The 13409-nt window shown below is 59.5% G+C and carries 10 protein-coding genes and 1 pseudogene; 6 read left to right on the forward strand and 5 right to left on the reverse strand.

Annotated features, from left to right (window positions below; translation table 11 throughout):
* Positions 1–91: 91 nt before the first annotated feature.
* Positions 92–661: pseudogene (locus ACQKP4_RS01600) on the reverse strand (carbon starvation CstA family protein); the annotation flags it as partial.
* Between the two features lie 385 nt (positions 662–1046).
* Here ACQKP4_RS01600 and ACQKP4_RS01605 point away from each other — a divergent pair.
* Together ACQKP4_RS01605 and ACQKP4_RS01610 are read left to right on the forward strand one after the other, a co-directional pair.
* On the forward strand, positions 1047–2414 hold the full coding sequence (locus ACQKP4_RS01605) for a cache domain-containing protein (protein WP_427629775.1): 1368 nt from the start codon (positions 1047–1049) through the stop codon (positions 2412–2414).
* Between the two features lie 31 nt (positions 2415–2445).
* Positions 2446–3078: a response regulator gene (locus tag ACQKP4_RS01610; protein WP_427629777.1), complete on the forward strand. Its 633-nt coding sequence runs from the start codon at positions 2446–2448 to the stop codon at positions 3076–3078.
* Between the two features lie 9 nt (positions 3079–3087).
* On the opposite strand, the gene ACQKP4_RS01615 is transcribed toward ACQKP4_RS01610, so the two are convergent.
* A complete protein-coding gene (locus ACQKP4_RS01615) occupies positions 3088–3612 on the reverse strand; it encodes a transporter suffix domain-containing protein (RefSeq protein ID WP_427629779.1) in 525 nt (174 codons plus the stop codon).
* A 112-nt stretch (positions 3613–3724) separates the two neighbouring features.
* Here ACQKP4_RS01615 and ACQKP4_RS01620 point away from each other — a divergent pair, with 112 nt between their 5' ends.
* The 3 genes from ACQKP4_RS01620 to ACQKP4_RS01630 are packed head-to-tail and all read left to right on the forward strand — an operon-like array spanning position 3725 to position 7369.
* On the forward strand, positions 3725–5239 hold the full coding sequence (locus tag ACQKP4_RS01620; RefSeq protein ID WP_427629991.1) for an efflux transporter outer membrane subunit: 1515 nt from the start codon (positions 3725–3727) through the stop codon (positions 5237–5239).
* Entirely contained in the window at positions 5236–6354 is a 1119-nt protein-coding gene (locus ACQKP4_RS01625) for an HlyD family secretion protein (RefSeq protein ID WP_427629781.1), read from the forward strand. Before ACQKP4_RS01620 ends, ACQKP4_RS01625 begins: the two co-directional genes overlap by 4 nt.
* Positions 6344–7369: a DUF2955 domain-containing protein gene (locus ACQKP4_RS01630; RefSeq protein WP_427629783.1), complete on the forward strand. Its 1026-nt coding sequence runs from the start codon at positions 6344–6346 to the stop codon at positions 7367–7369. Before ACQKP4_RS01625 ends, ACQKP4_RS01630 begins: the two co-directional genes overlap by 11 nt.
* Here the strand turns inward: ACQKP4_RS01630 and ACQKP4_RS01635 are convergent.
* From ACQKP4_RS01635 to ACQKP4_RS01645, 3 genes are all read right to left on the reverse strand, one after another.
* Positions 7354–7638, reverse strand: a complete 285-nt coding sequence (locus tag ACQKP4_RS01635) for a hypothetical protein (protein ID WP_427629785.1) — start codon at positions 7636–7638, stop codon at positions 7354–7356. The genes ACQKP4_RS01630 and ACQKP4_RS01635 overlap by 16 nt on opposite strands.
* Positions 7639–7929: 291 nt before the next feature.
* On the reverse strand, positions 7930–8739 hold the full coding sequence (locus ACQKP4_RS01640; RefSeq protein ID WP_427629786.1) for a transporter: 810 nt from the start codon (positions 8737–8739) through the stop codon (positions 7930–7932).
* Positions 8740–8896: 157 nt separating this feature from the next.
* Positions 8897–10513 (reverse strand): DUF1254 domain-containing protein, encoded by a 1617-nt coding sequence (locus ACQKP4_RS01645; RefSeq protein ID WP_427629788.1) that lies wholly within the window; start codon positions 10511–10513, stop codon positions 8897–8899.
* 502 nt (positions 10514–11015) lie between these two features.
* On the opposite strand from ACQKP4_RS01645, the gene ACQKP4_RS01650 reads away from it, so the two are divergent.
* Positions 11016–13403, forward strand: a complete 2388-nt coding sequence (locus ACQKP4_RS01650; RefSeq protein ID WP_427629789.1) for a DUF3772 domain-containing protein — start codon at positions 11016–11018, stop codon at positions 13401–13403.
* Positions 13404–13409 lie beyond the last annotated feature (6 nt).

Below are 13409 nucleotides of genomic sequence, written 5' to 3' on the forward strand. Positions count from 1 at the left end.
TGGTCTGCCAGACTTTCGTCCGATTGGAGCTTTAACCCGGCGCCGCAGATTCGTATCTTCCGCGCTTTGACGCACTGCGTCGGGCTTGGTCGGGGCTTTCGGCCAAGGCTTTGACCACGATCAACGCCAGCACCGCGAGGATGATGATCATGATCAGGAAGCAGCCAAACAGCGCGATGGTGCCGGGGATGCGGCCCATTTCTTCGCGGACCATATCACCCAGAGAGCGGCCATTACGGCGAGTCGACAGGAACAGGACCATGAAGTCCTGAACCGCGCCGGCCAGCACCACGCCGGCAATCAGCCACAGCGTGCCGGGCAGGTAGCCCATCTGCGCGGCCAGCACCGGACCGACCAGCGGTCCTGCACCGGCGATGGCGGCAAAGTGGTGACCGAAGAGCACGTGTTTGTTGGTCGGCACGTAGTCCAGGCCATCGTTGTTGATGACCGCGGGCGTGGCACGATTGGGATCCAGTTGCATCACTTTGGTGGCGATGAACAGGCTGTAATAGCGGTAGGCAACGAGGTAAATGGCGACGGCTGCAACGACGATCCAGAGGGCGTTGATTGCTTCGCCGCGGCGCAGGGCCACGACACTCAGCGCAAACGCTCCCAGAACAGCCACGGCAAACCAGGCAAGGTGTTTAGCCAGACGGGGCATAGCGTGTCTCCTGCCGACAGCGTAGGACTGCGGCGGTAATTTTTATAATTGTGTCCGCTGTGCGGAGCTGGCCCAATATCTGCGCATGGCGTCTACAAATAAATCCGCGTTACTACGTACGCGGGCTCTACGTAGTTCTACGTAGACGTTGAAATACAGACGACCCGTGGGAGCGGACTTGCTCGCGAAGGCGGTCTATCCGCCGACACTGATGTTGAATGACCAATGGCATTCGCGAGCAAGCCCGCTCCCACAAGGGTTTTGCAGTTCAACGGGCAGACATTGCAACCGCCGGTCATTGCGTCCGGCATCGCTTCAAGACGCGCAGCGCTTTGGCCTATGATGCCGACCCTTCGCCTTACTTTTGATCCGGTCAGGAGCACCGATGCAGCTCAAACATAAAATCGTTGCCCTCGGGATTCTGCCGCTGGTGCTGGCAATCGCGGTCATCTGCGCGCTGGTGATTTCCCTGAACCGCCAACTCGGCGATCAACAGGCGCAACTGATCGAAGACAGCATTCTGGCCAGCAAGCGCGCCGAGCTGAAAAACTACGTCGAAATGGCGCAGAGCCTGATCGCGCCGCTGTACGACGACGGCCACGGTGATGCGCACGCCCAGCAACAAGTGCTGGAAGAACTGCGCAAATTGAGCTTCGGCATTAACGGTTACTTCTTCGTCTACGACCGTGAAGGCCGCAGCCTGATGCACGCGCGCCAGACCGAACTGGTGGGCAAATACCTCTGGGACATGAAAGATCCGCACGGCCTGCCAGTGATTCAGGCGCTGCTGAAAAGTGCGCAATCGGGCGAAGGTTTTCAGCGCTATGCCTGGAACAAGCCCTCCTCCGGCCAAGTCACCGACAAGCTGGCCTACGTGGTGATGCTCGACCGTTGGGGCTGGATGATCGGCACCGGCATTTACCTTGAAGATGTCGAACGCGCCACCCAGCAAGCGCGCGACGAAGTGGCTCAGGGCATCCGCACGACCATGCTCGCCATCGGCGTCGTGGCCCTGGTGGCCGTGCTGTTTGTGTTTGCCAGCGGCATGACCTTGAACGTCAGCGAACATCGTCTGGCCGACAAAAAACTGCAGCGCCTGACCCAGCGCATCGTCAGCTTGCAAGAGGAAGAACGCTCCCGAGTCTCCCGCGAATTGCACGACGGCATCAGTCAGTTGCTGGTGTCGATCAAGTTTCGCTTCGAACTGGCCAGCCATCTGCTGGAAAGCGAACAGGGTCGCGACAAGGGGTTGAGCACGTTAAAAGACGCGACCGAGCGCCTGGGTGAAGCCATCGGCGAGGTGCGCAGCCTCTCCCACGACTTGCGTTCCTCGTTGCTCGACACCCTCGGTTTACCGGCCGCCATCGGCCAACTCGCCGCCGAATTCGAGCAGCGCAGCGGCCTTAAAGTGACCTACAACGACAATGAATTCGATTGCTTGCTGGTGGATGGCGCCGCCGTCGCGCTGTTCCGCATCGTGCAAGAAGGCCTGACCAATATCGAACGTCACGCCCAGGCTAAAAACGTGGCGATTACCCTGCACGGCGCTGAAGAGTCGGTGCGGCTGACGGTGGTCGACGACGGCGTCGGCTTCAATGTCGCCCAGGTCGAACGTCGCCAGGCGGGCATTGGTTTGCGTAACATTCGCGAGCGCGTCGAGCATTTTGGCGGCCGCTTCGACCTGATCTCGGCGGCTGGCAGAAGTGAGCTGGACGTGTGGCTGCCGATGAAACGGCCAGGTGCAAAAAGTTGAGTCACCCCACGACAACAAGAGTGAAACCGCGATGAACCTGCCCTCCCCGATCCGCGTTGCCCTGGTCGACGATCACGCTTTGGTCCGCGATGGCATCAAAGCGCTGCTGGCCGTCATGGCGCCATTGCAAGTGGTCGGCGAAGCCGAGAACGGTGCCGATGCGATCGAGATGGTCGGCCGCTGTCAGCCGGATCTGCTGCTGGTCGACATCGGCCTGCAAGACATGAACGGCCTGGAGCTGACGCGCCTGCTGCGCGCCCGGTATCCAGCGCTCAAAGTCCTGATGTTGAGCATGTACGACAACAATGAGTACGTCAGCGAGTCAGTGCGCGCGGGCGCCAGTGGCTATGTGCTGAAGAACTCGCCGTCCCGGGAAATCATCGCCGCGATTGAAGCCATCGTCAGTGGCGGCACGTTTTACAGCGCCGAAATCGCCCAGCGGCTGATTGCCGATAAAAGCACCGACAACGAGTTGACCCCGCGCGAAAGCCAGGTGCTGACCAAAATGGCTCAGGGCTTGAACAACAAGGAAATGGCTCGCGAACTCGACATCAGCGTGCGTACCGTCGAAACCCATCGCCTGAGCATCCGACGCAAGCTGAACATCGACAAACCGGCTGCGCTGGTCAAATACGCCATTGATCACGGGCTGATTTCGCGTTAGCGGCAACCCTTAAATGGCGTCGACTCGGGTGACTTTTGCAGTGCGTATAAACAGCGCGCGAACCTTGTCCCAAAAATTCCCGCCCAGTACAAAAAAGCTGCCAATCAGCATCGCATCACCCAGCACCTGAAACTGCCAGATATTGGGCCTGACACCTGGCCAGAAAGTGTCGATGTAGGGTTCCAGAAACGCCGTGATCAGTGGCAGGCAAAACATCACGACACCCAGCCGATGGCGTATCGGCCCGACTTCGGCATCCACAGAGGGCGCTATCCCGGACACATAACCGAAGACATTGCTCTTGAGCTGCTGGAAACCGGACTTGCCCATCACCGCAATGACCACAATCAGCAGCACCTTGTTACTGATGAACAGGACGCCAGTCAGCGCAGCGATTTTCGAGCCCGGAATATCGAGCGCCGCGGCGATTGGCACCATCAGCCAACCCCCCAGCATCAGGCAAATAATGGCGATGCCGACTTTGAAGCGCCAGCCGGCCGAGTGGGGTTCAGCAACACCTTGCGAGCTGCTCATGATCGTCGCTCAAGTGACATGAAAAGGCCTCGAAGAGCTTAGCACTCCGATGTCCATTTGCACGGCTATGCTGCAATGACCCTCCCTGGCTGGATGATCCGCAATGCATCCAATGATGCTGCCTGGCCGTTTTTTTTTGCTAAGCGTACTTGCCCTCGGCGGCTGTGTGCAGTTGGGTCCTGATTTTCAGAAGCCGGCAGAGCCATGGGTCGATCACTGGGACACGGCCGCCGTTGAGCAGTCCAGCCAGCGCGGCGCGAATCCCGATCTGCGCCAGTGGTGGCAAGTGTTCAACGATCCTTTGCTCAATCAGCTGATTGCCGACGCCGATGCGCATAATTCGAGCCTGAAGATCGTCGGCCTGCGGGTGATGCAGGCCCGCGCCCAACTGGGTATCGCGCAGAGTGGGCTGTATCCGCAGCTGCAACAAGCCAGCGCCGACAGCCTGTACGTCAACCGTCGCCAATCAGGCGGCAACAACCCGCAAGACAGTCATTTGTGGCAGTACGGCGCCGGGTTCGACGTCGGCTGGGAACTCGACTTTTGGGGGCGTTTCAGTCGCGCCATCGAATCCTCGGATGCCAGTTACTTTGCCGCTCAAGCCAACTACGAAGACGTGCTGGTCTTGCTCCGGGCGCAAGTGGCTGACACCTACTTTTCGCTGCGTACCACCGAAGCGCGATTACGCGTTGCCCGGGAAAACGCCGGACAGCAAAAGCGTAACTTCGAGATCACCGAAAAGCTGTTCAACAGTGGCCAGACCGCAGAGCTCGACCTGCAGCAAGCCAAGACCCAATACCTGGGCACCTTGAGCACTATCCCCAATCTGGAAGACCAATTGCAAAGAACCCGCAACGCGCTGGCCGTACTGATCGGGCAACCGCCCGGCGCACGGGGGACGTTGACGGCAGACCCGGCATTGATCCCGCTGATCGATCGCGCCGTGCTGCAAGACGTACCGGCCAATTTGTTGCTGCGCCGGCCCGACATACGCGCCGCCGAACTTAACGTCGCGGCTCAGTCAGCGTTGATTGGTGTGGCGTTAAGCGATTTCTATCCATCACTGACCTTGCTCGGCAGCATCGTCTGGTCAGCCGACACACTCAACGGCACGTCCAGAAGCCTGGACCTGATTGGCGGCCCCAGTTTGCGCTGGAACGTGTTCGATCACGGTCAGATCAGCAACAACGTGCGCGTGCAGGATGCGCTGTTGCAGCAGTTGATCGAAACCTACCGCGACAAGGTGCGCCAGGCAGCACGCGAAGCAGACGATGCCGCTACCGGCCTGATCAAATCACTGGAGCGCGAACGCATCCTGCGTCAGGCCCAGCTCGCGGCGCAACGTTCGCTGGTGCTGGCCAGCGCTCAGTACCGGGAAGGTTACTCGGACTTTCAGCGGGTGCTGGATGCGCAACGCGCGCTGCTCGAGCAACAGGACAACTATCTGGTCGCCCGTAGCAATGCCGTGAGCAATCTGATTGCGCTCTACAAATCCTTGGGCGGGGGTTGGTACAGCCCGCTGCCACTGGTTGACCCTGCCACGCGGCAACAGATGGAAAAACGCACTGACTGGGGCGACCTGCTGCACACCCCGGCCCCGCAGACTGACAAGGTGAAAAAACCATGACTGAAGATGCGCCGCTCCCCGCCGACACACCCGATGCCGACGCTTCGAAAAGCGGCATTAAATGGGTCGTGCTGCTGATCATCCTGAGCCTGGCGTGGTATCTGCTGGCTGACCGCTTCACGCCTTACACGCAACAGGCGCGGGTGGGCGCATTTGTCATTCCGGTCGCCTCCGAAGTGGCCGGCCGGGTCGTTCGCGTCAACGTGCGCAACAACCAAGATGTTCAGGCCGGTGAGGTGCTCTTCGAGGTCGATCCGCAGCCCTTTCAAATTGCCGTGGACCGAGCCCGCGCCGACCTTGAATCCACGCGCCGACAGGTCGGCGCCACCACCGCCGGGATTGCCTCGGCGCAAGCTAACTTACGCGCGGCACAAGCCAACGAGCTCAAAGCCAGACAAGACAATCAGCGCCTCGAAGGTTTGTACCGCGAGGACCCCGGAACCATTTCAGTGCGCCTGCTGGAAGTGTCTCGCGCCAACCGTGAACAAGCCGTCAGCCAGGTCGCCGCCGCCCGTGCTGAAGTACAGCGCGCCCGCGAGCAGGAAGGTGGCAGCGAGGAAGACAACGCGCTGATGCGCAGCGCCGCGACGACACTGGCGAAAGCCGAGCTGGACCTGTCCAACACGCAAATCCGCGCCCGCTCGGCGGGGTTGATTACCGATCTGCGCACCGATGCGGGTCAGTTCGCCGCGGCCGGCAGCCCGGTCATGACCCTGATTGCCATCCATGACATCTGGATCAGCGCGGACATGACTGAAAACAACCTGGGACTGATCAAGCCCGATACAGCGGTGATGATCGCGCTCGATGCCTTGCCGGGCGAACTGTTCAAGGGCCGCGTGCGCAGCGTCGGTTTTGGCGTCAGCGTAGGCCCCCCGCCCGCCCCCGGCAGCTTGCCCAGCGTACAGAACAGTCGCGACTGGTTGCGTCCGGCCCAGCGTTTCCCGGTCATCATCGAGTTCTCGCCAGAATCAATGACCACGCTGCGTGACAGCCGCGCCATCCGTGCCGGCGGCCAGGCTGAAGTCATGGCGTTTCCCAACGAAGGTAATCTGCTGAACCCATTGGGCCGGGTGTTCATCGGGCTGATGAGCTGGATGTCATATGCCTACTGAGCGCGACCCTCGAATCCAGCGCTCGCTGCGTCTGGCCACCGGCACGGCGCTGTGCCTCGCCACCAGTTTTGGACTGGCGTTGCCGATCCCGTTCCTGGCGCCGGTGCTGTGCCTGTTATTGCTGGCCTCCGTCAATCGGCCGTTGCCATTCAAGGCTGGGCTGGCGCTTGCACTGGCAGCGATGCTGACCACCGGCATCGGCCTGTTGTTGATTCCGATCCTGAAGTATTACCCGCTCAGCGGCGTACTGCTGATCGGTCTGAGCCTGTTCCTGGTCTTGCGTTTTGGCCTGCGCGGCGGCAACAGCCTGATAGCGACCTTTCTGGTGATCGGCCTGACCATGATTTCTTCGGCCGGGGTCGCCGCGTTCGATCTGGCGGCCATGGTCATCGGTGCACTGGTCCAGGGATTGCTGCTCGCGGTCAGCATGGTGGCGATCAGTCATTGGCTCTTCCCGGAATCGCCAGATGCTCCGGCGTCGCCCAGTCCCCCCGCCCTGCCCGCGGAAGTCGTCGACCGGGTGGCGCTGCGGGCCGCACTGATTGTGATCCCCGCTTTTCTGCTGGCGCTGATCGACCCGGCGAACTACCTGCCGATCATCCTCAAAGCCGTCAGCCTGGGTCAGCAAAGCGCAACCACCGACGCGCGTAATGCCGGTCGCGAATTGCTGGGCTCGACCTTGCTAGCCGGCCTGCTCGCCATTCTGTTCTGGTGTGCCCTCAGCCTGTTTGTGCACCTGTGGATGTTCTTTCTGTGGATGCTGCTGTTCGGGCTGGTGCTGGCGCGCAAGCTGTATCGCGTAGGCCCGACACGCTTCACCGCAAGCTTTTGGCTCAACACGTTTATCACGCTGATTATCTTGCTCGGTCAGTCGGTACAGGACAGCGCGGCAGGCAAAGACGTCTACACCGCGTTCGCGGTGCGCATGGGCTTGTTCATTCTGGTGACGTTGTATGCCTGCCTGATGATGCATTTACTCGAACAACGGCCGCGCAAAGCTCAAGGACTCACCTGATAGCCGTTCTTTTGCAGGCACGCGATATAGGCCGGTTTGGTGGGGTCATCACCGCCCTCATAAAACTCGTCATGCTGGCGTCCGGGCGGGTCTGGTTCGGCAGGCTTCGCATTCGGGTCGCTTTGACCGAGCGCCTCATCATGACAACCGTCAATGTCCTTTTGCATCTGTTGCGACGTCTGGCCGTTCATCGGCAGAACCGTTTCCGCCAGGGCTTGAGCGCATGAAACCGCCAAGGCGATGCACAGGCTGAACGACAGCTTACTCATGATGATCTCCCCTGAGGCTGACACGCGAGATTGCGGTGCCGGTCCAGCAAAGCGCAGTGTAGATCAACCCGCCAATCCCCCTACTCCCCCTCATCAAAGGGGGCGACTGAACGATGGCCACCCGATTCCCAGGGCCATGGCCGTGCCGGCTTCTGGCTGTGTGGCGGTGTTGTTTTGAGGATCAGTTGCAGCGCCATGCGATCCATTTTTCGGGCCCTATGCAAAACGATGGGGGCTGGGTCGCGTGCCGCCATTGATCAAGCATGCCGCAGTCCCTTGCCGCGGCACCTGTTATTTGGGAAACAGCAGCGTGTACGCCACCCGAAAACCCCAGCCATGCGCACCATCTTCAGGGCTCTGCGCCCAATAGCGCGGCCCGACCTGGAGGCTCATCGGTTGATTGCCGACTTTGAATAACTGCGTCACAAACAGGTTGATCGGCACATTCCACTCCTTGGCCTGCCAGTCGTAAGTGGATTCGGTGTTGATGCCATAACTGGTGTAAGTCGCGGTGGTGTACACCAGGAAAGGCTGCAGGAACGTCTGGTTGACTTTCTCCTTGTCATCGGCCGGGCTGTTCTCCAGCGACCAGATATGGTTGGCCAGGATACCCGTCGTCCAACCGTTGGCCTGCTTCAACGCCACAGCGGTCGGCCCCAGCCCCCACTGCTCGTTGCTGAGCAACTTGTCGCTCCCGGTCGGCAACAACAGCGCCGGCCCCACGCCCCAGATCCAGCCGTTGTCGGTCGGTTTTTTCGGGGAGAAGAAAAAGCTCTGAGAGACGTCCCCTGCACCGCTTTTGTCGGCAACACCACCCGGTGCCAGGCCGTGCTGATCAACGATCGGCAGAATCGTGCGGGAGATCAGGTTCCAGTCCTCATTCAGTGTGAAAGGTAAAACCGGCTGAATATTGGTAACGCTCTGGATGCCGTCGCCGCTGGGCCCCATTTTCTGGTTCCAGTTGTACTGGATCGGCAGGCTGTACAACGCCGCTACCGGGTTCAGTGCCTGCTTGGCCAGCTCGGCCTGGCTGTCGGCGTGGCTGTGCACGGCCACACCCAGCGCCACCAGTGACAGCACAAACCTTTCAATGTTGTTCATGTCGACGTCCCGATTTGGCGAAATGAGCGCCGGGCAAGCGGTGGTGCGCGGTCAGTTTTTTCAGCCCCAGTCTGGTCCACTGGCTCGCGGGCCCATCACACTCTTGCGGGACCGCGTACCACGCTGGCTCAGCAGGGTATCGATGACCTGAAAGCTCTCAACGCACGACTTCAACTTCGCTGGGTCGCCACTCTTTTGTGAAAAAAGGCTCCAGCGGACTGTAAAGGCGCAAGAGCATGAACCAGCCCTTGTCCGGCATGGTCTGGATCCAGTTGCCGCGCTTCACGCCATCGGGTTGTCTGGGGCCGAAATAGACGGTGGTCGAGCCATCTGCGCCAGGTTCGGCGGCCGGTGATGGATAGCTCTGGCTACCTGCACGTGGGTAACGTTGCGGCGTGTCGAGCATCGAGCGGGTCTGGTTGTCGTACAGCGTGAGTGACCAGAAGTTTGCTTCAGGGATGCCTTTTGGCAGTGTCACTTTGTACGTTTTGCCGCCGTCGAAATATTCCTTGTTCGCGTCTTGCATCGCGAACAGGTATTGCGAGCCGATGCCCGGCAGCCGCATCGCCATGGCCGGGGAAATGCCGGTGATCGCATAGAAGAATGCTGCGCGCGCATCCAGATTGCGGTAGCCCGTGGCAGGGAACGGTTTCGCGCCTTCCGGGGTGATCATCGGTATCGGTGTCTCGAACTCACTGCCACTCACGAACAGGAAATTCGACCAGGTTGAATTCGGGTAGTAATACCACTCAGGGTCTCGGGGCATGGCAAACAGGCTTCGCGAGGTGGCGTTGGCCGTCGCCAGCGCCTCGGTCATGATTGTCTTCATCCGTGAATCCGGCGCAAAAGGCTTGCCCTTGACGATACCGATGGCGGCCAGTGACCCCATCAGTTCCGGGTCCAGTGACGTCGCAGGCTCTTGCTGCACGATCTCGTTCAAGATCTCGTAGGCGCTGAAGTCGTTTGGCGGAATGGTGTTCATCACCTGGCCGCTGCCTTCATGAAACACCGTCGGTGCCGGATCGGTAATTTTCGCCAGCGTTGTCGTCCCATCCAGGAATTGCGCGACGCTCGTGCCGAGGCCACCCGCCTGGTAAGGGTAAATTCTGGTGGTTTTCTTGATCACCTCCACCACCGGGACCGGGTCGCTTTTCTCCATAAATGCGCGCCCCAGAATCAACGCCTTGGTGGTGCGAGCACGGGTAATGAAGTACCCACCTTCAGGCACCGGCCCATCGTAACCCGGTGGCAAAAACAGATATTTCCCGCCCTGACCACGGTCCGGCCCGGGAGCACCGAAGTCAGTCAGCCAGCGCCACCAGTAGTCATCCACGGTGCCCAGTGAGTTGGGCGGCGTTTCCAACACCATCGGCCCTTTGCTCAGGTCGAGAAAGCCGAGGAAATAGATGGTGTCGGCGTTCGCCGTCAGGAACAGGGAGCTGGCGTCCATCAACTTCGAAAAAATCAGAATTTCGTTGTCCTTGACGCCCGCCGCCTCAAATCCTTTTCGCAGCGCCACCATGTTCACCCCCTGAAACGTATTGGAGATGGCATTGAAGGCGTGGATGTAATCCAGGTTGTCGTAGACCTTGTTCAGGGTTTCCTTGTTTGGCATGCCATCCTTGAACTCCAGTTTGCCGATGCGGCTCTCAACTGTTTGCGCCGTACTGATCGATGGTGAAATGGCAGCAGCTTCGTAGCTGTAGGCCAGCAAGGGGAATTGCAAGGCGACACTGGCTGCAATGCCACTCAGGACAGGGACAAGTCGTTTCATTGTTCTGAACTCCATTCTCGTTGTACGTACTGCGATCTCTGACTTGCGTTCACCGCCAGCACCGCCGCGCGGTGATTAACGCTTGAGCCGCGTTTGCGGATCGCGGGCCATCGCCCGAATGGCAGCCTTGAAGTCCACTGTCAGCAGCCCAACAAAAGCATTGGGCAACGCACTTTTATTCGACTGCATGGCATACCTCTCCAATGATGTTTAATCACTTTCGATCAGGTATCGGCGCAACCGGGTACTTATGGCGAAGTGAAGTATTGCTGATGAATTGACCTTGTCCATTTGCCCACGCTGTTAACGGCGACCAGACCGCCAATAAAGGCTTTATCGGACAAGAGGACACATTAGAGGCCGTTCAATCCCGTCCAGCCCGTTCCCCACTTTTGGGGGATATTGTTCAGTGCCTTGGGAACAAGACTTAACTTGCTCGCTCATTTGCCGCGATGGCCTAACCTAATAGGCTGAACGAGCAACAGCAGAGCCGAGCAGTCCTATGCGAAATACATTGAAGTTAATGATTTTCGTCGCCATCACACTGCTTGCGCCATGTAGCGAGTTGTTGGCCGCTACTGACCTTCCAGTGCTTTCAACACCCACGCCCGGGACATCGTCGTTTGCCGTTTCCCAAAGTGATCTGCAAGGACTGCAAGTCAGGCTTGACCGCATTAAACAGCAAGTGTCGCAGGCCAATAACCTGACCCAAATGGTTGGCCTGCAAGATTCCGTGCAGTTGTTTATCAGTGACGTGGACAACCTGCAGGCTTCGCTGTTGCCGGAACAAAAGCAATTACAGGCGCAGCTCGATGTCTTGGGGCCGGTGTCACTCGGTGATATCGCGGCAGAGAAGTCGGACATCGCGACGCAAAGAACTTACCTGTTCGAGCAGAAGAAAGCCGTCGACTACAACTTGAATGCCCTGGCCGCACTTAGAAGCAACGCCGCCGATCTGATCACGCAGATCGCCAGCATTCGGCGCAGCCTTCTGGAGTCCGAAGTCACCCTGCGCAGCGGCAGCGTCCTCGGGCCGGCATTTTGGGCGCCATTGTTTCATCCACTGCTGGAGGACCGCGAGCGGCTGCACGATTTCATCCGGCAGGCCAGCAACGCCGTGGCGGCTGCCTGGTTACCCGGCGAGCGCGTGTGGGGCGCCTTGCTGATCGCGCTGGCCCTGGCCATCTGGACCTGGGGGCGACGCATCGCCGAGCGCGGCCTGACCTGGGTGTGCATTCACCGGATGCCGGAAGGCCGATTGCGCCGAAGCACCCTTGCGCTGGCCTCGGTGTTGGCCACGGTATTAACCACCGCATGCGCCATGCAACTGCTGTTTTACGCGCTGACAAGACAACTTCCGTTATCGCCAATGATGCAGAACTACGCCGACGAGTTCGAAAAGCTCATCTATACCTGCGTCCTGATTACCGGATTGAGCCGCGCGTTGCTGTCAACCCGGCATCCCTCCTGGCGGCTGCCGGCGATTGCCGATTCCGTCGCGCTGGCGATCAGACCCTATCCCCGGGTGCTGGCCTGCACGCTATTGGTACTGGTGGGCCTGGCGCAAATCACCAATGTCACAGGCATGAGTTCCGACACGATCATTTTCGGGCGCGGGGTAGTCGCCCTGGTGGTTGCGTTGATTATCGGCAGCTTGTTCCGGCGCGCCAGCAAGGCGCGAAGGGCCGTGTTGGCCAATGGCGAAACCCCGGAAGCGAGCACTACCCTCGCCGGCCTGATCTATTCCGTGGCCAGTATCGCGACGGTGGTGGCGCTGCTCGCCCTGTTGATTGGCTACGTTTCACTGGCCAGGTTCATCACCTACGAACTGGTCTGGGGCTTCATCATCCTGTCGGGTTTCTATTTGCTGATTCAACTGCTGAAGGACGGTTGCGAGTACCTGTTTTCAGCCAAGAGCCCCAGCGGCAAAGCCGTCAAACAACTGCTCGGGATTGGCGATGTGCGCCTTGAGCAAATGTCGATCGTGTTGTCCGGAGCGGGTCGCGCGGCCCTGCTGCTGCTCGCGGTCATTTCATTGTTTGTGGGGGGCGTCGGCACGACACTCGGGCAGTTGTTTGCCCAGACGACCGCCATTCTCGGCGGTGACGGGCTGCGCAAACTGAACATCATCCCCGGCCACCTGCTCAATGCCGTGCTGGCGTTGCTGATCGGGATTTACCTGATTCGATCCTTTCGTCGCTGGCTGGACAACGAGTTCCTGCCCAAAACCGACATGGACCCCGGCATGTGCGCTTCGCTGAGCACACTTTTTGCCAACATCGGCTACGCGCTGGTGGTTCTGATGACCTTGTCCTCGCTCGGCATCAAGTGGACGAACCTCGCGTGGATCGTCAGCGCCCTCTCGGTCGGTATCGGTTTCGGCTTGCAGGAAATCGTCAAAAACTTTGTCTCGGGCCTGATTCTGCTGACCGAACGCCCGGTCAAGGTCGGCGACCTGATCAGTATCAGCGGCGTCGAAGGCGACATTCGCCGCATCAACGTGCGTGCCACCGAAATCCAGCTCAGCGACCGCTCGATTGTCATCGTGCCCAACTCGCAACTGATTTCGCAAAACCTGCGCAACGTCACGCTGGGTGGCAGCGCCCAAGGAGTGGCGACACTCGAGCTGGTGTTTCCGCTGGACATCGATCCGGAGCAAGTCCAGAACCTGCTTTACGACACGTACACCGAGAACGAAACCATCCTCACCAAACCAGCGCCCTTTGTCCGTTTCAGCAAACTGAGCCCGGACGGCATCACCCTGACCGTCACTGGTTACGTCGCCAGCCCGAGAATCGTCGCCACCACCAAAAGCGATTTGCTGTTTGAAATTCTCAAGCGCCTGGGCGCCGCCGGAATTGAACTGGCCAAACCGGCGGCTACGGTCTGATTTCGC

It is taken from the genome of Pseudomonas sp. NPDC086278 (assembly GCF_050280905.1).
GTDB lineage: Bacteria > Pseudomonadota > Gammaproteobacteria > Pseudomonadales > Pseudomonadaceae > Aquipseudomonas.